The sequence below is a fragment of the Microbacterium sp. W4I4 genome (assembly GCF_030816235.1).
In the GTDB taxonomy this organism is placed as follows: domain Bacteria; phylum Actinomycetota; class Actinomycetes; order Actinomycetales; family Microbacteriaceae; genus Microbacterium.
The window spans coordinates 3,256,680-3,275,650 of record NZ_JAUSXT010000001.1 but is presented as its reverse complement, the minus strand read 5'-3'; the positions used below and the strand labels follow the sequence as shown (position 1 = coordinate 3,275,650).

20 protein-coding genes and 1 pseudogene are annotated in these 18,971 nt (G+C 69.1%); 15 read left to right on the top strand and 6 right to left on the bottom strand.

Translation table 11 applies throughout. The features are described 5' to 3' along the window. The first annotated feature begins 107 nt into the window (after positions 1-107). The gene (locus tag QF046_RS15420) at positions 108-533 is read left to right on the top strand and encodes a CBS domain-containing protein (RefSeq protein WP_307371486.1); all 426 of its coding nucleotides are present in this window, start codon (positions 108-110) and stop codon (positions 531-533) included. Further along, the gene (locus QF046_RS15415; protein WP_307371485.1) at positions 530-1,024 is read left to right on the top strand and encodes an FHA domain-containing protein; all 495 of its coding nucleotides are present in this window, start codon (positions 530-532) and stop codon (positions 1,022-1,024) included. Before QF046_RS15420 ends, QF046_RS15415 begins: the two co-directional genes overlap by 4 nt. 9 nt (positions 1,025-1,033) lie before the next feature. Here the strand turns inward: QF046_RS15415 and QF046_RS15410 are convergent, their stop codons facing one another. Then, the gene (locus QF046_RS15410) at positions 1,034-1,237 is read right to left on the bottom strand and encodes a hypothetical protein (protein ID WP_307371483.1); all 204 of its coding nucleotides are present in this window, start codon (positions 1,235-1,237) and stop codon (positions 1,034-1,036) included. Between the two features lie 128 nt (positions 1,238-1,365). Here QF046_RS15410 and QF046_RS15405 point away from each other — a divergent pair, with 128 nt between their 5' ends. Both QF046_RS15405 and QF046_RS15400 read left to right on the top strand, forming a co-directional pair. Beyond that, positions 1,366-1,650: a DUF6412 domain-containing protein gene (locus tag QF046_RS15405; RefSeq protein WP_307371482.1), complete on the top strand. Its 285-nt coding sequence runs from the start codon at positions 1,366-1,368 to the stop codon at positions 1,648-1,650. An 84-nt stretch (positions 1,651-1,734) separates the two neighbouring features. Then, positions 1,735-2,475, top strand: a complete 741-nt coding sequence (locus tag QF046_RS15400; protein ID WP_307371480.1) for a membrane protein insertase YidC — start codon at positions 1,735-1,737, stop codon at positions 2,473-2,475. A 195-nt stretch (positions 2,476-2,670) separates the two neighbouring features. On the opposite strand, the gene QF046_RS15395 is transcribed toward QF046_RS15400, so the two are convergent. Beyond that, positions 2,671-3,813, bottom strand: coding sequence for a sensor histidine kinase (locus QF046_RS15395; RefSeq protein ID WP_307371478.1), 1,143 nt, complete (start codon positions 3,811-3,813; stop codon positions 2,671-2,673). Between the two features lie 230 nt (positions 3,814-4,043). Here QF046_RS15395 and QF046_RS15390 point away from each other — a divergent pair, with 230 nt between their 5' ends. After that, the gene (locus tag QF046_RS15390) at positions 4,044-4,700 is read left to right on the top strand and encodes a response regulator transcription factor (RefSeq protein WP_307371476.1); all 657 of its coding nucleotides are present in this window, start codon (positions 4,044-4,046) and stop codon (positions 4,698-4,700) included. 49 nt (positions 4,701-4,749) lie between these two features. Then, entirely contained in the window at positions 4,750-6,054 is a 1,305-nt protein-coding gene (locus QF046_RS15385; protein WP_307371474.1) for a M18 family aminopeptidase, read from the top strand. A gap of 17 nt (positions 6,055-6,071) precedes the next feature. Here QF046_RS15385 and QF046_RS15380 read toward each other — a convergent pair whose 3' ends face one another. Continuing rightward, entirely contained in the window at positions 6,072-6,746 is a 675-nt protein-coding gene (locus tag QF046_RS15380; RefSeq protein ID WP_307371472.1) for a MarR family transcriptional regulator, read from the bottom strand. Between the two features lie 48 nt (positions 6,747-6,794). Between QF046_RS15380 and QF046_RS15375 the strand changes: the two genes are divergently transcribed. From QF046_RS15375 to QF046_RS15340, 8 genes and pseudogenes are all read left to right on the top strand, one after another. Further along, on the top strand, positions 6,795-7,490 hold the full coding sequence (locus QF046_RS15375) for an aquaporin (protein WP_307371470.1): 696 nt from the start codon (positions 6,795-6,797) through the stop codon (positions 7,488-7,490). After that, a complete protein-coding gene (locus tag QF046_RS15370) occupies positions 7,487-7,891 on the top strand; it encodes an arsenate reductase ArsC (RefSeq protein ID WP_307371468.1) in 405 nt (134 codons plus the stop codon). Before QF046_RS15375 ends, QF046_RS15370 begins: the two co-directional genes overlap by 4 nt. Before the next feature lie 78 nt (positions 7,892-7,969). Beyond that, positions 7,970-9,440 (top strand): annotated as a pseudogene (locus tag QF046_RS15365) (cytosine permease). Further along, positions 9,437-10,015, top strand: coding sequence for a cysteine hydrolase family protein (locus QF046_RS15360; protein ID WP_307371466.1), 579 nt, complete (start codon positions 9,437-9,439; stop codon positions 10,013-10,015). The pseudogene QF046_RS15365 and the gene QF046_RS15360 overlap by 4 nt, the downstream one beginning before the upstream one ends. A 150-nt stretch (positions 10,016-10,165) precedes the next feature. Then, the gene (locus tag QF046_RS15355; RefSeq protein WP_307371464.1) at positions 10,166-11,020 is read left to right on the top strand and encodes a tryptophan 2,3-dioxygenase; all 855 of its coding nucleotides are present in this window, start codon (positions 10,166-10,168) and stop codon (positions 11,018-11,020) included. After that, on the top strand, positions 11,017-11,988 hold the full coding sequence (locus QF046_RS15350; RefSeq protein WP_307371462.1) for a hypothetical protein: 972 nt from the start codon (positions 11,017-11,019) through the stop codon (positions 11,986-11,988). The genes QF046_RS15355 and QF046_RS15350 overlap by 4 nt, the downstream gene beginning before the upstream one ends. Position 11,989: 1 nt before the next feature. Beyond that, complete coding sequence (locus QF046_RS15345; protein WP_307371460.1) at positions 11,990-13,282, top strand: kynureninase; 1,293 nt, start codon at positions 11,990-11,992, stop codon at positions 13,280-13,282. Beyond that, positions 13,279-14,241, top strand: a complete 963-nt coding sequence (locus QF046_RS15340) for a PaaX family transcriptional regulator C-terminal domain-containing protein (protein ID WP_307371458.1) — start codon at positions 13,279-13,281, stop codon at positions 14,239-14,241. The genes QF046_RS15345 and QF046_RS15340 overlap by 4 nt, the downstream gene beginning before the upstream one ends. On the opposite strand, the gene QF046_RS15335 is transcribed toward QF046_RS15340, so the two are convergent. Beyond that, a complete protein-coding gene (locus QF046_RS15335; RefSeq protein WP_307371456.1) occupies positions 14,150-15,139 on the bottom strand; it encodes a WxL protein peptidoglycan domain-containing protein in 990 nt (329 codons plus the stop codon). The two genes, QF046_RS15340 and QF046_RS15335, sit on opposite strands and share 92 nt — an antisense overlap. Positions 15,140-15,213: 74 nt before the next feature. After that, positions 15,214-16,791, bottom strand: a complete 1,578-nt coding sequence (locus QF046_RS15330; RefSeq protein ID WP_307371455.1) for a fibronectin type III domain-containing protein — start codon at positions 16,789-16,791, stop codon at positions 15,214-15,216. A 192-nt stretch (positions 16,792-16,983) separates the two neighbouring features. Between QF046_RS15330 and QF046_RS15325 the strand changes: the two genes are divergently transcribed. Then, positions 16,984-17,694 carry a hypothetical protein gene (locus QF046_RS15325; RefSeq protein ID WP_307371453.1) on the top strand — a complete coding sequence of 237 codons (711 nt, stop codon included), beginning with the start codon at positions 16,984-16,986 and terminating at the stop codon, positions 17,692-17,694. Positions 17,695-17,703: 9 nt separating this feature from the next. On the opposite strand, the gene QF046_RS15320 is transcribed toward QF046_RS15325, so the two are convergent. Next, entirely contained in the window at positions 17,704-18,927 is a 1,224-nt protein-coding gene (locus QF046_RS15320; protein WP_307371451.1) for a HupE/UreJ family protein, read from the bottom strand. Positions 18,928-18,971 lie beyond the last annotated feature (44 nt).

Genomic DNA, 18,971 nt, shown 5'->3' with positions numbered 1-18,971 from the left:
AGCATGCAGGGCGCTGTCAACCCCATTAGCGTCGGAGAGAGCTCTGGCTAGCGTCGTGACCAGACGACAGGAAACGAACGCCGAAAAGGCAGGAGAGGAGCAGGGCCATGACCCTGACGCGCGACATCATGACCGCGGGCGCCCAGTGCGTCGGAGAGAACGACGCTCTCACGATCGCCGCCGAGCTGATGCGCGATCTCGACGTGGGCGCACTGCCCATCTGCGGCGAGGACGGACGACTCAAGGGGATGCTGACCGACCGCGACATCGTCGTGAAAGGCATCGCCGACGGCTACGACCCCGACACCACCAACGCCGGACGGTTCGCGGAGGGCTCGCCCCTGACCGCTCAGGCCGACGACGACATCGCGAGCGTGCTCGAGCTCATGCGCGAGCACCAGGTGCGGCGGGTGCCCGTGATCGACGAGCAGCGGCTGGTGGGCATCGTCAGCCAGGCCGACATCGCACGCAGCCTCGACCCCGACACCACCGGCGACACCGTCGAGCACATCTCACGCGAGGGGCAGCCATGACCGGGCGGACCGAGGTCGACAGCGCGATGACCACCCATGCCGAATGGGGGTCGGGCGCGCCGCACCTGCTGGTCTCTCGCAGCGGCGAGGATCGTTCCGTCTTCGATCTCACGGCGGACGAGGTCACGATCGGATCGGGGCAGGGCAGCGACCTGATGCTGCAGGGCACGGATGCCGTGCACGCCACGATCGTTCACGACGACCGCGACGAGTACGTGCTCACCCTGCACGGAGCGGGCGAGATGAATGCCAGCTCGGAGCCGGACCACGAGGGCGAGCGCACCGAGGTGCTGCGCACCGGCGCCCGGTTCACCCTGGGCGAGTGGACCCTCGTCTTCGGGCGGGCGGAATACGCCGATCACGGCCGTCCGTTCGGCGGACGCGAGGGCGGTGAACTCTCCGACCAGCTGCCGCAGCCTGAGCGGCCCGACTATCCCGCCGAACGTGCGGGCCAGGACACGGTCCGCACCCAGGAGGTCAAAGACGGATGACGGATGACGTCAATCGACAGCTTCGCGCTGGGTGCGGATGAAGTCCCGGTCCGCGATGTTCAGGCGCTCGTCCCGTGACATCCGGCTTCCGGTGAGCTGCTCGATCTCGTCGCGCACCAGGTCGGGGATGATCTCGCCATCCATCGCATCCAGCGTGTACTTCGCCTCGGCGGTCAGGCCGGGCCACCAGGTATGGATCTCGGGGTCGGTCATGAGAATCCTCCTCCTCACTGTCGGATGCCACGATGCTCGCATCCGACATCTCGGGCGCCGAGGGGGTTGACATCCTTTCCGGGCCAGGTCCGCCGGGTGCTAGCCTCGTCCCAGGAAAGGGGGACCGGATGATCGAGTCGATCAACGCGCTGCTGCTGCTCTCGCTGACGGCGCTCGGCGTCGTCCCGCTCCCCTCGGGCCTGGAGGCCGGCGGAATGCTGGGCGTCGCCGCCGTGCTGGTCGCGGTCGCCGTGATCGCCATCGCCGTGACGCTGGTCTCGCCGCTCTTCGGCATCCGCTCCACCCCGCACCCTCGCCGGGCCATCGATGTCTCCACCCTCCTCTCGCAGAGCGATCCGGATGCCGCCGGGCATCCGCGTCCGCGAGCACCGGGAGTCGCGCAAGCCGCGTGACCCCGATGTCCTCTCGCGACCGACGCTGAGGACGGGAACGCGGCTTCTCGCCGACCCTTCCCGCCACTGCGAACGGACTCACCGATGGACACCTTCGCCTTTCCTCCACTGACCCTTCTTCTCGACGGCGCATACAACGCGCTGCTCTCCCTCTCCACCCTGCTCGAGCCGCTGGCCGATACTGCCGCATCGGCAATGGCTGTGATCCTCGTCACACTCCTGGTGCGCTGTGCACTCATCCCGGTCGGCGTCTCCCAGGCCAAGGCGGAGCAGATGCGCGCGCGCCTGGCCCCCAAGATGCGCGACCTGCAGAAACGCCTTGGCAAGGATCGTGAACGGCTGCAGCGCGAGACGATGGCCCTGTACCGCGACGAGCAGGCCTCCCCCTTGGCCGGCTGCCTGCCACTGCTGGTGCAGGCGGCCGTCGTCGGTACGCTCTACACGCTGTTCCTGCGCCCGCAGATCGCCGGGCACGCGAACGAGCTGCTGACGCACGAGCTCTTCGGGGCACCGCTGGGCACCTCGCTGCTGCACGCGCTGGGCAGCGGTGGGCTGGACCTGCCGACCGGTCTCGTATGGGGCGCGGTGCTGCTGATCATCATCGTGATCGCCGACATCACCCGACGCGCGTTCCGCCCGCAGGTTCCGGCCGAGGGCCCGCTGGCCTCCCCCGGGATGCTGAGCCTGATGAACGGCCTGCATTACCTGACGGCGGTGTTCGCGACGTTCGTTCCACTGGCCGCAGCGCTGTACCTCGTCGTCACCGTGACCTGGACGCTCGTGCAGCGTGCGCTGCTGCGCCGGCGTTACCCATTGCCCGTGTGAGCGTTCAGTGGGCGATCCGCCTGGAAACAGAAACGCGATCGCAGGCGCATCGGGTCTAGAAGCCGATATATCACGCCCGCGATCGCAGCGCTGGGGACGCTTTATCTGGGGAACTCCAGGCTACGACCGGCCGCAGCGGGACCTATAGGGCCGAAGGGCGAGACTCATATGGACTTTCGTCCAGCGTTTGGTCGATCACGAGAGCGGGAGGCGTGCGAGCACCTGCCACTGCCCGTCCCCGGCACCCGCGCTGAACTCGCCACTCGCGCCGAGAACGCGCTCCGCCATCCGGTTCAACCCGGTGCCGCTGGACGGCAGATCCCGGCGCGGGGTGTCGGGAAGCGGGCTTGTGATCGTCAGCTCCACGAGCTCATCGTCGACCTGCAGACAGATGTCCACCTCGCCTGGCCCCGCGTGCTTGAGGATGTTGGTTGCGGATTCGCGGACGATTCGCGCGAACGCGATCTCCGCCACCCTCGGGATGCGCTCGTCACCGGCGTCGCCGTCCACTCGGACGACGTGCCCGGCTGATGCGATCTCGGAGCGCGCCTCGTCGATCGCCTGCGTGAGGTCTCCCGCCTGCATGCCCCGGGTGCGGGGGCCGTCATCGGCGAGCTCGATGACGAAACGGAGGTCTGCCATGGCCTTGCGCGCCGCGACGCGGATCGCTTCCTGCGATCCCGGGAGGGAGACCGGATCGTCGAGCATCTGCACGTGCAGCGCCACGACCGTCAGGTGGTGGGCGATGCTGTCGTGCAGTTCGCCGGCGATCCAGCGCCGCTCGGCGAGGACGGCTTGACGTTCCTGCTCGGCGCTCTCGGCGAGCCGCTTCTCGAGACTATGACCCCGATCGGACGCCAGTCGCAGTGTGAAGCCGACGGCGCCGGCGATGGCTGCGATGAGCAGATAGATGCCGACATTGACGGGGACCGCGGGGTCACCGTATGCGACGACGGCGGTGGCGACGAGGAAGCCGCCCGCGTACGCGAGGACCAGCGCTGTGGAACCCAGACGCATGACCATTCCGGCGGCGACGGTTCCGGCGAGCAGCACAGACGTATCAGTGCCGGCGAAGAAGGAGAGGGCGAACACGACCCCCAGCACGGCTGTCGCGGTGACCGGGGACCAGAGATAAAGGGTGAACACCGCGGTGGCCGAGATGCTCAGAATCGAGGAAGCGACGTTGTCTGAAGGGACCATGAAGATCCCGACGACGTCGATGGCGATGAAGATGCCGATGCCCACCAGGAGCGCGATCCGCTCGATGGAGCTGAGCTTCTCGCCTCGAGTCAGGCGAAGTGTGCCGGAGTCTTCCCTGGCAGCCAGACCGAAGGACATGCTTCAGTATCCCCTATTCGAGGGGGTACCTTTAGCGGAAGATACCGAGTGCGCGTGCGAGCAGTTCCCAGATGGACATGTGATTCACCTCATTCACTGGTCGTTTGTCCAAGTACCTATTGATCTTCTCGACTGCGACCGGAAAGCGCATCGCCTCTCAGGCCAGACCTCGATGGACAAAGGTCCACATCGACCCCTGTCGGAGCCGTGCACGCCGTTAGGCTTCAGTCATGCCGGACATCCGCGTTCTCATCGTCGACGACGACCCACTGGTGCGCTCGGCGCTCTCGCACTTCGTCGCGCGCGGGCCGGAGATCGAAGTCGTGGGGCAGGCCGACAACGGGATCGAGGCAATCGCCTTCCTCGAGCGCCAGAGCGTCGACGTGGTGATGATGGACGTGCAGATGCCTGAGATGAACGGCATCCAGGCCACCGCCGCCATCAGCGAGCGCTGGCCCGACGTCCGAATCCTCGCCGTGACCACCCTCGACGGCAGCGACACCGTGCTGCCGATGCTGAGCGCCGGGGCATCCGGCTATCTGCTCAAGGACTCCAGCGCCGAGATCATCCTCGACGGCGTCCGCGAAGTCCACAGCGGCGCGAGCTCCCTCTCGCCGCGCATCGCCGCGATGCTCGTCAACCATGTGCGCGACACGGCGCCGGCTCACGGTGCGGCCGAGGCATTGGAGCCGCTGACGGACCGTGAGGCCGAGGTGCTCGATCGTCTCGCCCGAGGCATGTCCAACCTCGAGATCGCGCAATCGCTGATCGTCTCCGAGGGCACGGTCAAGGCGCATCTCGGCCGCATCATGTCGAAGTGGCACGTGCGCGATCGGGTGCAGATCCTCGTCGCCGCCGCGCACGCGGGGCTCGTCGACTTCCACTGACGCCGGGGCGCGGCGAGCCCACGCGAACCGCCGGACTACCATCGAAGGCATGCCCGTCAGCTCTGCCGCCCTCGCCCACGCCTCCGATCTCGCGGACTTCGTCGCCGCCTCGCCGTCGAGCTATCACGCCGCGGAGGAGGTCGCCCGCAGGCTCGAGGATGCCGGGTTCACCCGTCTCGACGAGACCGACGCCTGGCCGACGCAGCCGGGCGGACGCTTCGTCGTCGTGCGCGACGGCGCGGCGATCGGCTGGGTCGTTCCGACGGATGCCGCGGCGACCACACCCGTGCACGTGCTGGGCGCGCACACCGACTCCCCCGGCTTCAAGCTCAAGCCGAAGGCGAGCACCGGTTCCCACGGGTGGCTGCAGGCGGCGGTCGAGGTCTACGGCGGACCCCTGCTGAACTCCTGGCTCGACCGGGAGCTGCGTCTGGCCGGGCGCCTGGCCCTGGCGGACGGCCGGGTCGTGTTGGCGGCGACCGGGGCGCTGCTGCGCCTGCCGCAGCTGGCGATCCATCTGGACCGCGGAGTCAACGACGGACTCTCCCTCGACAAGCAGACCGGCACGCAGCCGGTGTGGGGGCTGGGAGATGCGGCATCCGCCGACATCCTCGCCGAGCTCGCCGCAGCCGCCGGCGTCGAGGTCGCCGAGATCCGCGGCTATGACGCGGTGGTGGCGGATGCCGCCCGCGGTGCTGTGTTCGGCAAGGACGACGCGTTCTTCGCCTCGGGCCGGCTCGACGACCTGGCCTCGGTGCACGCCGGCGTGGTCGCACTGATCGAGGCTGCCGGCCCTTCGACGGGCTCAGGGACCCAGGCGCCGGGCGTCATTCCGATCCTGGCCGCCTTCGACCACGAGGAACTCGGCTCGGCGTCGCGCTCGGGAGCTGCCGGACCGTTCCTCGAAGATGTCCTGGCCCGGCTGTACTCCGGTCTCGGAGCGGATGCGGACGAGCAGCGCCGCGCGCTCGCGGCCTCATGGCACGTCTCCAGCGACGTGGGCCACTCGGTGCACCCCAACTTCGCGCACAAGCACGACCCGGTCGTGCAGCCGGTACTCGGCTCGGGTCCGATCCTGAAGATCAACGCCAACCAGCGCTACGCGACGGATGCCGTCGGCGCCGCCGCCTGGTCGGGCTGGTGCGAGCAGGCGGGGGTCTCCTCGCAGGAGTTCGTGTCGAACAACGCGGTGCCGTGCGGCTCGACGATCGGCCCGATCACGGCGACGCGTCTCGGCATCCGCACGGTGGATGTCGGCATCCCGATCCTGTCGATGCACTCGGCCCGTGAGCTCGCCGGAGTCAGCGACCTGCACGACCTCTCGCGCGTCGCCCGCGCGTTCTTCGCCGGCTGACGTCCACGGCCGCTCGGTCAGGCTGCGAGACGGACCAGCGGCGCGAGCCATGAGACGCGGGTCTCGAGTTCGGAGAAGGCCTCGTCGAACGCCGCCCGCGTTCCGACCCGCACCGGGTCCGGCACGGACCAATGCAGTGAAGTCGCGGGGTACTCCTCGTGTGCGCGGTCGCAGACGGTGATGATCAGGTCGGATGCCGTGATCCGATCGTCGACGAGTCGCGGCACCGCCTGAGTGAGATCCAGGCCGTGGCGGGCGGCGACGTCGATGGCAGCGGGAGCGACCCGGTCCGCCGGATGCGTGCCGGCGCTCAGCGCGGGAACCGGACTCGCAGCGCCCCACAGGGCCTGCGCAAGCTGGGACCGCGCGGAGTTCGCGGTGCAGACGAAGACGACGCGGGGCGCGGTGACCGTTCGGGCGGGTGTCGGATCGATCAGGCTGTGCGCGTCGAGTCGCACATAGCTGCGGCGGCCATCGCCTTCCGAACGATCGCGCCTGACGAGCCCCTCGGCTTCCAGCACATTCAGATGGTGCGCGAGCAGATTGGACGTCAACCCCAGCCGCCGGCCGAGCTCCGTCGGCGACAGATCGCCCAGTGCCAGCAGATCCACGATCCGCAGGCGCACGGGCTCGGCGAGCGCGGCGTGGCGTCGCGCTCGAGCCTCCAGTTCACGATCTTCCTCAGCATCCATTGCCTCAATCTTGACTGAGGCAATCGGATGAGTCAAGATGTCCACGACATGACACACACGAATCAGCTCCGTCGCGCGTCGGCCGAGTTCCTCGGCACCGGCGCGCTCGTCGCCATCGTCGTCGGCTCGGGCATCGCGGCCGCGCGACTGAGCACGGATCCTGGCCTGCGCCTGCTCGAGAACTCCGTCGCGACGGCCCTGGGGCTCGCCGCCCTGATCCTGCTGTTCGGGCCGGTCTCCGGGGCACACTTCAACCCGGTGATCTCCCTGGCCGACGCCGTCCTGCGTCGCCGCGACGGGCTGAAGCCCGCCGAGCTCGTGCTGTACGTCATCGCCCAGCTGGCCGGCGGCATCGGCGGGGCACTGCTCGCGAACGCGATGTTCGAGGTTCCCGCGGCGATTTCCACCCATGACCGCGCCGGTGCGGGAACACTGCTCGGCGAGGTGGTGGCCACCGCCGGTCTGACCCTGCTGATCGCCGGCATGGTGCGCGCCTCTCAGAGCCTCCTCGCTATCGCCATCGCCGTCGGCGGATACATTGGCGCGGCCTACTGGTTCACCAGCTCCACCTCGTTCGCCAACCCCGCTGTGACCCTCGGACGCGTGTTCAGCGACACGTTCGCCGGCATCTCGCCGCTGTCCGCCTCGGCGTTCGTCGCCGCGCAGCTCGTGGGCGCCATCATCGGCATCCTGCTCACGGCCGCCCTGTTCAGTCGTCCCGCCGCTCCCGAGGAGATCTCATGACCGATTCCACACCGACCGTACTGTTCGTCTGCGTCCACAACGCGGGGCGATCGCAGATGGCCGCCGGCTTCCTGCAGCACCTCGCCGGAGACCGCATCGACGTGCGCTCGGCGGGCTCCGAGCCGAAGGACCGGATCAACCCGATCGCGGTCGAGGCGATGGGCGAAGCCGGGATCGACATCACCGACGGCGAGCCGAAGCTGCTCACGGTGGATGCTGTGAAGCAGGCCGACGTCGTGATCACCATGGGCTGCGGCGATGCCTGCCCGATCTTCCCCGGCAAGCGCTACGAGGACTGGGAGCTCGACGACCCGGCAGGGCAGGGCATCGACGCGGTCCGCCCGATCCGCGACGAGATCCGCCGCCGGGTCGAGCGGCTGATCGCCGAGCTGTCCCGCTGAGGTCGGCTCGACCATTACTCCGGCCCGCCTCTCGCGCGTACGCGCGACTGGTGCCAGGATGAGCACCATCCCGACATCATGGAGGCACCCATGTCCGCGACCTCAGAGGCCTCGACGACCGCGCTGATCGAGCACGCCGGTATCGAGATCATCCCCGAATCCCAGCGGACCGCCCGGCCACGCGACCTGTTCTGGCCGTGGTTCGCGGCGAACGTGTCCGTGTTCGGCATGAGCTACGGCTCGTTCGTGCTCGGCTTCGGCATCTCGTTCTGGCAGGCCACGCTCGTCTCGATCGTCGGAATCGTGGTGTCGTTCTTCCTGTGCGGGCTGATCGCGATCGCCGGCAAGCGGGGATCCACGCCCACCATGGTCCTCTCGCGCGCCGCCTTCGGCGTGCACGGGCAGAAGGTGCCCGGCATCGTGTCATGGCTGACCTCGATCGGCTGGGAGACGTTCCTGGCGATCCTGGCCGTGCTCGCAACGGCCACCGTCATCACGCAGCTCGGCGGTGACGGCGAGAGCGTGATGCTGAAGATCATCGCCACCGTGATCGTCGCGGCTCTCATCGTCACGGCCTCCGTGCTCGGCTACCACGCGATCATGAAGCTGCAGTCGGTGCTCACCTGGATCACCGGCGTGGTCACGGTCCTTTACGTGATCCTCGCGGCCGGCGACATCGACTTCGCGGCGGTGATGGCGAAGCCCGACGGCAACCTCGGCCAGGTGATCGGCGCCCTCGTGATGGTCATGACCGGATTCGGGCTGGGCTGGATCAACATCGCCGCCGACTGGTCGCGCTATCAGAAGCGCACCGCGTCGGACGGCGCCATCGTGTTCTGGAACACGTTCGGCGGTGCGATCGCCCCGGTCATCCTCGTCATCTTCGGCGTGCTGCTGGCCGGCTCCGACGACAAGCTGCTCGACGCAGTGGGCGCCGACCCCATCGGCGCGCTGGCTGTCATCCTGCCGATCTGGGTGCTCGTGCCGTTCCTCGTCACCGCCGTGCTCGCTCTGGTCTCCGGCGCGGTGCTGGGCATCTACTCCTCGGGCCTGACGCTGCTCAGCCTCGGCATCCGCATTCCCCGCCCCGCCGCGGCGGGCATCGACGGTGTCATCCTCACGATCGTGACGATTCTCGTCGTGTTCGGCGACCAGGGCTTCCTCGGACCGTTCCAGTCGTTCCTGATCACGCTCGGCGTGCCGCTGGCCTCCTGGGCCGGCATCCTCATCGCCGACATCCTGCGCCCGCCGCAAGGACTACGACGAGAGCGCCCTGTTCGACGCGAACGGCCGCTACGGCGCCTGGGATTGGACCTCGATCATCACCATGGTCGTCACTTCGATCATCGGGTGGGGCTTCGTCATCAACCTGTTCGCCGATGAGGCCGCGTGGAACAACTGGCAGGGCTACCTGCTGCCCCTCATCGGCGGCAAGGACGGCGAATGGGCCTACGCGAACCTGGGGGTCTTCCTCGCCCTGGTGCTGTCGTTCATCGTGACCTGGTTCGCGCGGGCGGGGAAGATCCGCCGCCAGGAGGCCGACGCGTGAGCGGCCGAGGACGGGTCCCTGAGCCTGCCGAAGGGCGCTGGCTGGTCGTCATCGATCCGCAGAACATCTTCGCCTCGCCGGATTCGGAATGGGGATCCCCGTTCTTCGCGGAGGCGATGGTGAACATCCGCCGTCTCGCCGATGCGTTCGGCGAGCGCGTGCTCGTGACGCGCTGGATGCCGACCGCCGACCGCTCCACGTCGTGGGGTGAGTACTTCGCCGCCTGGCCGTTCGCCGACAAGCCGGCATCCGATCCGCTCTACGACCTGGTGCCGGACGCGGTCGGACTGTCCCCGCATCCGACGCTCGACCTGCCCACGTTCGGCAAGTGGGGTGCGCAGCTCGAAGCGGTTGTGGGCCCGGGCGCGCACGTCGTGCTGACCGGGGTGTCGACGGACTGCTGCGTCCTGTCGACCGCGCTGCCCGGAGCGGACGCCGGAGCCCGCATCACGATCGCGACCGACGCATGCGCGGGATCGACGACTGAGAACCAGGCCGCCGCGCTGCACGTACTCGGTCTGTACCCGCCGCAGATCACGCTCGCGACGACGGCGGAGATCCTCGCGATGCCCTGACCCCTCACGCGTCGAGAGCACGACATGTCGCCGAGCGCACGGCGTCTTCGCGCGAAGGTCCCGTGCGTTCGGCGAGGTCCCGTGCTCTCGACGGAGCGGGGCCCATTTCACCGTTGTGACGGTCGCCATGATAGTGATATCGTCGCGGTCATGGGCAACGAAGCGAACGAGCGCGCACTCGAAGAGGGCATCGTCACCGACCTCAAGGACAAGATGACCTACGGGTCGTACCTCGACCTCGACAGACTGCTCGGCTCACAGCATCCGGTCTCGACCCCCGAGCACCACGACGAGATGCTGTTCATCATCCAGCACCAGACCACCGAGCTGTGGCTCAAGCTGATGCTGCACGAGCTCGGCCGCGCGCGGGACCTGCTCGCCGCCGATGACCTGCGCGGAGCCCTCAAGCCGGTCGCGCGCATCAAGCACATTCAGGACGTCATGACCCGGCAGTGGTCGGTGCTGGCCACGCTCACCCCCACCGAGTACGCCGAGTTCCGCGGATTCCTCGGCAACGCCTCCGGCTTCCAGTCAGTGCAGTACCGCGGCGTCGAGTTCGCGCTCGGCAACAAGAACGAGAAGATGCTGGGGCTGTTCCGCGACCACCCCGAGAACCTCGCACTGCTCACCGCGGAATGGGAGCGGCCCACCCTGTACGACGAGTTCCTGCGCCTGGCGGCACGCCGCGGGCTGCCGATCCCGGCATCCATCCTCGAGCGCGACGTGCGCCAGCCGTACCGCGAGACGGACGAGCTGATCCCCGTGATCCGCGAGGTGTACGAGAACACGCAGGAGCACTGGGAGTTGTACGAGGCGTGCGAGGAGCTCGTCGATCTCGAGGACAACTTCCAGTTCTGGCGCTTCCGGCACCTGCGCACCGTGTCCCGCACGATCGGCATGAAGAAGGGCACCGGCGGCTCGACCGGCGTCGATTTCCTGCAGCGCGCTCTGAGCCTGACGTTCTTCCCCGAGCTGTACAGCGTGCGCACCGAGATCGGGCGGTGATCGACATCCGCCCAGTCGGCATCCACCCCGTCGACGGCGGCATCATCACGGGCCGCTTCACCGACCATCACGTGCACCTGCAGCTGGTCGACCACACCCGGCTGGCCGGTTCGCGGCTCGGTCGCGTGGTCGATCTCGGCGGAAACCCCGTGGTGCTGCGCGACCTGGCGCGGGCGGCACGGATGGAAAATGCTGGTGAAACACCCCTCGCGCCTGCACTTTCCATCCGTCCCGATGCGTCACGGATGGAAAACGTCGGCGAGAGCACCCCGGAACCTGCACTTTCCATCCGCGGCGCCGTCATCGAGTACGCGGGCGCGTTCCTGACCGCGCCCGGTGGGTATCCGTCAGATCGCACCTGGGCGCCGGCGGGTTCCGTGCGAGAGATTCCGGATGCCGCGAGCGCGGCCGCCGCGGTGGACGAGGCCGCCGCCGCAGGGGCATCCCTCATCAAGGCCGCACTGAACAGCGCGGCCGGCCCCGTGCTCGACGACGCGACCTTCCGCGCGATCGTCGCGGCTGCAGCATCCCACCGCCTGCCGGTCGTCGCGCACGCCGAGGGCGCGGGCCAGGCGCAGCGCGCAGCGCGATTGGGCGCGACCCGGCTGGCGCACGCGCCGTTCAGCGAGCGCCTCGCCGAAGATGAGATCGCCGATCAGGCGGCATCCGTGCAGTGGATCTCCACGCTCGCGGTGCACGACGGCCCGCACCGCGCCATCGCGATCGACAACGTGCGCCGCTTCGCCGCTGCCGGCGGCACGATCCTCTACGGCACCGACATGGGCAACGGCGACACTCCCGTCGAGCTGAACGCCGCCGAGGTCGAAGCCCTGCGCGAGGCCGGCGTCGACGGCATGCGCCTGCTGCAGGCCCTGGCTCCCCTCTCCCCTGACGCACACCCGCTCTTCCTTCCCGCCGGCGACCCTCTGTTCGCCCGTCCGCTCACCCCCGCCGATCTGGAGGCCTGACATGACCGCAGCACCCGAATCGCCCGAGTCCCGCACGCCCGAGTCCCATGAGGACGAGCATCGCCGCGTGGCCGGCATCAGTTCGCCCGACCTGCTCAGCGAGGCCCGTCGACTCGACGGGGCCGACCCGCTCGCGCACCATCTGCGGGCATTCGGCGACGCCCCTGGTGTGACCGCCTATCTCGACGGCAACTCGCTGGGCCGCCCGCTGAAGGACCTGCCCGACAGAGTCGGCGCGTTCATCCGCGACGACTGGGGCACGCGGCTGATCCGCTCGTGGGACGAGCAGTGGATGGAGCTGCCGATGGTGCTCGGCGACCGCATCGCCGAGGTCGCGTTGGGAGCCGCCGCCGGTCAGACCGTCGTCGCGGACTCGACGAGCGTGCTGCTGTACAAGATGATTCGCGCCGCCATCGCTGCCCGTCCGGGCCGGGATGAGATCGTCATCGAGGCGGGGAACTTCCCCACCGACCGGTTCATCGCCGCCGGCGTCGCGCAGGAGACCGGCGCGACCCTGCGCTGGGTGGAGCCGGATGCCGTGGCCGGCGTCACCGCCGAGGACGTCGCCGCCGTGGTCTCGGACCGCACCGCGCTCGTCGTGCTGAGCCATGTGGACTACCGCTCCGGTGCGCTGGCGGACATGCAGTCGATCACGAAGATCGTGAAGGACGCGGGCGCGCTGATGCTCTGGGACCTGTGCCACTCCGTCGGCGTCGTGCCGATGCAGCTGGACGAGTGGGGCGTCGATATCGCCGTCGGCTGCACGTACAAGTACCTCAACGGCGGGCCCGGCTCTCCCGCGTTCGCGTATCTGCGCGCCGAGCACCAGGGTGTGCTGACGCAGCCGATCCACGGCTGGTGGGGTGCGGCCGACATCTTCGCGATGGGTCCGGAGTACGCGCCGGTCGGCGGCATCCGTCAGCTGCTCAGCGGCACCCCGCCGGTGATGTCGATGCTGGCCATGCAGGGGGTGCTCGACCTCATCGCCGAATCGGGGATCGCGGCCGTGCGCGCCAAGTCGGTCTCGCTGACCGACTTCGCCGTGCGCGCCTACGACGAGCTGCTCGCACCGCTGGGCGTGCGGCTGCTGAGCACGCGCAAGGCATCGCAGCGCGGCGGGCACATCACGATCGGGCACGATTCGTTCCAGGAGGTCACGAAGACTCTGTGGGCGGACGGGGTCATCCCCGACTTCCGCTTCCCCGACGGCATCCGCCTGGGCCTGTCGCCGCTGAGCACGTCGCATGAAGAGACGCTGCGCGGCATCCTCGCCGTCCGCGACGCACTGGCATGACCGACCTTCCCGCGCGGGCCTCGGAGTCGCCGCCCCTGCTCACCGTCACCGCCCCTGCTCATTCTCGTAAATCAGCAGGGGCCGCGGTGACCAGCAGGGGCGAGGACGAAGAGCACGCCGAAACAGGGCACGCCGAGGTGGTGCTCGACGACATCGACGCCCGCCCGGGCAGCGCCACCTCGCTGCTGCGCACGTTCATCGGCCTGTACCTGCGACCCCTGGGCGGCGAGATCGCGCCGAGTGCGCTGGTGCAGCTGGCGGGAGATCTCGGCATCCCGGCTCCGCAGGCGCGCACGGCCATCACCCGACTCAAGCAGCGCGGCCTGCTGCTGTCGAGCGACAGCGGCGGCCACGCGCTGAACCCCGCCGCGACCGGGATGCTGGAGCGCGGCGACGACCGCATCTTCACCGTGCGCACCATGCAGCCGGGAGACGAGTGGATGCTGGTGTCGGCCACCGTTCCCGAGACGCGGCGCGACCTGCGTCACCAACTGCGACGACGACTGCAGTTCATCGGCGCGGGTGCTGTATCTGCCGGCCTGTGGATCCTGCCCGGGCACCTGGATGCCGAGGTCGAGGCACTCCTGGAGGAGATCGGAGCCCGCGAGTTCGCGACGCTGTTCCGCACCGCCGATCCCCGACCCGCGCAGCCGCTCGCCGATGCCGCGCGGAGCTGGTGGGACCTGGAGGCGCTGCGCGCCGAACACGAGCGGTTCCTGGCATCCGTCGACGCACTGGACACCGCCGCGCCGTTCGCCGCCCACGTGCATCTGATCGACAGCTGGCGCGTGCTGCCCTACACGGATCCGGGCCTGCCGGCCTCGCTGCTGCCCACAGACTGGCCGGGCGCCCGCAGTGCTGAGGTGTTCACGGCGCTGTCGGATCGACTGACGACACCGGCGTGGCAGCACGTGCTCGCCGTCGTCTCGTCCACCACAGCAGCAGCATCACCACGATGACCACGGCGCCGAGCAGCGCCCAGGGCACGGCCGCGCCGACCCCGGTCTGCTCGATCGCCCGCAGTGGTCCGGTGGATCCGGCGGCGTCGATGTAGAGCGGCACGGCCGACACGGTCGCGGTGAGCACGGCGAGCGGCAGCACCCCGTCGATGTCGGCGGACATCGTCCAGCTCTCGCCTGGCAGCAGCTGAGGCGTCGACTGGTAGTCGCCCGCGCGGCGCGAGGCGATGCCGAACGGGCCCGCCACCGCGATCGACTGCTCGGCGGAGATCACCGTGTCACCGGCGTTGCGCACCGTGTAGGTGACCGTGGCCCGTCCTGCGCCGAGTGGTGCGGGCGCGTAGTCGATGTGCACGTCGCCCACGGTCAGCGCCGGGCGGAACGAGGAGCCGACGTGCAGGCGCACCCGTACGGCTTCGCGGCGCTCCACGGCATCCGTCGCTGTGGCATCCGTCGTTACGATACCGCCGACGTACTCCCCGCCGGCGCCCTTCGGAACCCGGATGCGGAACGGCACCTCTGCGGACATCCCTGGCTCCAGGGACACCTGATCGGTCTCGAGGGAGAGCCATGCGCCGATCGCCTCCGCACCGCTCTCGCGGGTGCGCAGATCGAACTCACCGGATCGCGTCGTGAAACCGTCGGCCGGGTAGACGCCGATCGTCACGGCATCCGTTCCGGTGTTGGAGATGCGGATGCTGTCATCCACCTGCACGCCGGGTTCCACCGTGTACTCGTAGTTCGTCCGGTCCGCGCCGTGCTCGCCGTCGACGGTCGAGACCTCCCAGCCGAGGTCGGATGCCGCGGATGCCGCCGGCACGAGCAGTCCGCCGAGCAGGAGCGGTGCGATCGCGGCGAGCGCGGGGATCATCCGGCGCGAGGAGGAGGGAGAGTCCATGAGGTTCTTTCGGAGACGGGGGTGGGCCGGGAGGACGCATGCACGCCCTCCCGGCCCGGTGATGGTGACGCAGGTCAGCGGATCGAGGTGACCGTGCCCTGCTCGTCGGAGCGGACCGAGTCGACGGTGCTCTCGGCACCGGCGACGCCGTCGTCCTTGTACTTGTGGATGACGACCGAGTCCTGCGCGGTGCCGACCTCCATCTCGGCGCCGGCGCCCTCGTCGGGACCGCACCAGCCGACCTTGCCGCGCGCGACGGCGGGGTTCGCCGTCTCGCAGTCGCCGGCGATGATGTTCTGCACGGCGAGGTGACCGTCACGCACCTCGACCTTGACGTAGGTGCGCACGTGGTCCTGGTTCTCGACCGAGTTCGCGTAGTGGTTCTTCGGGTTCAGCGGGTCGGGACCGAAATCCGAGCCCTCACGCGGCGCCGTCAGGTCGTAGTACTTCGAACCGGATGCCGAGTTCGCGGTGACGTAGATGACTCCGCCGGGGCCCTGGAAGACCGTCTCCTGGCCGGGCTGCTCGTTCGCGTCAGCCTTCTGGCCGTTGCGCAGCAGGTAGGAGCGCGAGTAGGCGTGGTCGTGTCCCTGCAGCACCAGGTCGACGCCGAGCTCCGAGAACGCGGTCGGGAAGTCCTGACGGCGCTTCTGGTTGTCGCCGTCGTTCGCGTGCGAGGCGGGCGAGTAGATCGAGTGGTGGTAGACGAGCACGGTGTGCTTCGCGCTCGCGCCCTGCTCCTCGATCACGTCGCGCACGTAGCCGATGTGCGCCTCATCCGCGTCCACTCCGTCGGCGCCACTCGCCGAGTAGGCGTTGCTGTTCAGGTCGATGAACAGCACGTCCTTGTAGGTGAACCAGTAGTTGCCGCCCGACTGGGTGGTGAGATCGCCGGAGCGGTAGAACTGCGGCGAACGATCGGTGTTGGGCGTCCACAGGTGCTGCTCGTAGGCCTTGCCGCCCACATCGTGGTTTCCGATGGTCGCGGCCCACGGGGTGGAGCGCAGTTCGTCGGGAGCAAGGAACGCGTCCCACTCGGCCTCGGCGTTGGCCTTGTTCACCTGGTCACCGCCCGAGACGAACAGCTGCGCCTGCGGGTCGAGGATTCCGGCGGTGGCGAGGGTGGCCTGCCAGCCCTCGCCGTCGGCGGCGATGTCGCCCGACGAGCCGATCTGCGGGTCGCCGAAGAACAGGAAGTCGAAGTTGCTGTTCTTGTCGTTGCTCGTGGCGAACTCGTAGCTCTGAGACCAGTGCCCGGCGGAGCCGACGCGGTAGACGTACTTCTTGTTCCCGGAGAGACCCGAGAGCACGGCGTGCCCGTTGAAGCCGCCGTTCACGGTGTTGGCGCTGACCACGGCGTCGAACTGGAATGCGCTCGCGGGGAAGACGCCGCCCTTGACCGACTTGGCTTCGGCGACCTGAACGACCTGGGCGTCACCGGTGGACGAGTACCAGTTGACGACGCGCTGGGACTCATCGGCGCCGGCGAGCAGGATGATGCCGCTGGTATCGGTGGACTCGGCTGCGGCGGCGCCTGCGACGACGCCGCCGAACACCATCGCGGCGCAGGCTGCTGCGGCGAAGACGCCGATGGCGGCGCGCCGCTTCAGCGTGGGGGCGGGTGCGCCGAGGGCGCGGGACGATGCCTTCATCAGAGGGAGCTCCTTGTTCAGGTGATGCGTGGCGTGCAGAAGGCCGAGTCGGTCGAACCGATCTCAGCTGATCGATAGGCTGGCCGCCCCGGATGACTGCTCAGTGAACACGGGCCGAACTCTTCCCCGGCATCCGGTGACAGGGGCCTCCCACCGGCTTCCGCACGGATCGAGTCGGGTAGAAACGAGGATGTGACCTCCTTCGCATCCGACATCCGGCGTGCTCGGAAGCGCTTCGCGCTGACCGCCGCCGCCACGACGGCCGTGACCGCGCTGACCCTGATGACTGCGGGATGCAGCAGCGTCGACGACTGGTCGACGCCGCGCGACAGCGCGCCGGTCTCGAGCAGCCTGCCCGCTGCTTTCCTGGCTCCGGATGCCATGCCGTCACCGGCCGCGACCATCACACCGCAGCCGGACAGCTGGGCCGGAGCCGAGGTCGCCGCCGGCTACCGCGTGGTGCTGCTGGAGGCGGACCACGACCCCACGAGCGCAGCCCTCGCGGACGGCGTGCGACGCTGGGCGCACGAGCAGGGCGCGAGCCTGAAGTCCGTGCGGGCCGCGTCACCGGACGAGGAAGTGGCGGCGATCTCCGAGGCGATGGATCTGCATGCCGACCTGATCGTGTCGGCGAGCCCGGCCCTGGTCGACGCGCTCGCGCTGGTCACGGCCAGCCACCTCGATGAGCAGTTCCTGCTGATCGGCGCACAACTGCCCGAGCCGACCGAGAACGTCACGGCTGCGGTGTGGGCGGGAGCCTCCACCCGCGGATCCGAAGTGGCGAACCCGGCGGATGCCGATGTGGTGGACGCGTACACCGCCTCCGCAGCCGAGCGCGCCGCGGCCGCCGGCGCCGCCGCCGTCGTTCACGGCCTCACCGGCATCGTCATCGACGTCCGCTGACGGCATCCGTCAGCCGAGGGCGACGAGCCGCTCGACGAACCAGATCAGGCCCATCACGGCGACCCCTGCGGCGACGAGCACGCCGACGACGAGCCCCGTGCGCGGCGCCCGGCGGCGCAGCATCAGCAGCAGCGGGAACACCACGACGATGATCGCGACCTGCGCGATCTCGAGTCCGACGTTGAAGACGAGCAGTGAGCCGAGCAGGCCCCACGAGAACGGCTCGTCGATGCCGAGCGCACCGGCGAATCCGAGTCCGTGCATCAGCCCGAACGCGAACACGACCGCCAGACGGGCGGTGTCCGCCCGGTCGTGGCCCGTCCTCCTGGTGCGCTCGACCCCGGCATCCGGCGTACGACGGTCCAGCCAGACGCGCCACAGGTACCAGATCGCGACGACGGCGATGGAGAGGGCGATGACGGGCTCGACGATCGCGTCGGGCAGCGACACGACCCCGAGCGCGGCGAGGATGAACGTCACGGAGTGCGCGACGGTGAACGCCGTCGCCGCCAGCACGATGTCGCGCAGGCGCCACGATCCGACGATCAGCGCGAGCAGGAAGAGGATGTGATCGATGCCGAACAGCAGGTGCTCGGCGCCGAGCACGAAGAAGCGCCACATCCGCTCGAGCACGGGCTCGGACGTGTCGAAGCTCGGCGTCTGGGAGTCGAGGGAGACATTGCCGGTGCGCGCGGCACTGAGGTCGTAGTCCAGCAGCGTCACCGTTCCGGTGACGTAGCCCTCATCGTCGGGGAACAGCCCGCTGGTGAAGACGTGCGATCCGGCGGACGGGCAGTCGAATCGCAGCGGCAGCGTCGCGTAGGGCACGTCCTGACGGACCGTGGCACCCGGCTCGCCGTCGAGGACGGGGGTGCAGGCGACTCCTGCGGCCTCGACTCGGAATCGGTCGGAGACGTACTCGACCAGCGAGTCGGAGTGCTTCTGCAGTGCCGCCGCCTCGTCACCGGTCTTCCACACCGCCATCCCGTCCTCGAAGAGGTCGGGATCATCCTGGTTCTCGGCGACGGTGACGACCAGCAGGTCGTACTCCAGGGCGAGGTCGACGTGCATCGCGCCGTCCTGCTGGGTCGCCTCGGCGTAGACGACCGAGCTGAAGCCGTGACCGGATGCTGCGGGAGCTGCCAGCAGCATCCCCATTCCGGCGAGCAGCAGGGCGACCACGAGTCGCAGGACGGAGGGTGCGGCGGGCCGAGTGTCGGCGGAGGGTGGCATCAGGCTCCTTCAGAGTCACTGGATCCTCCCGATGCCGGGTGAAC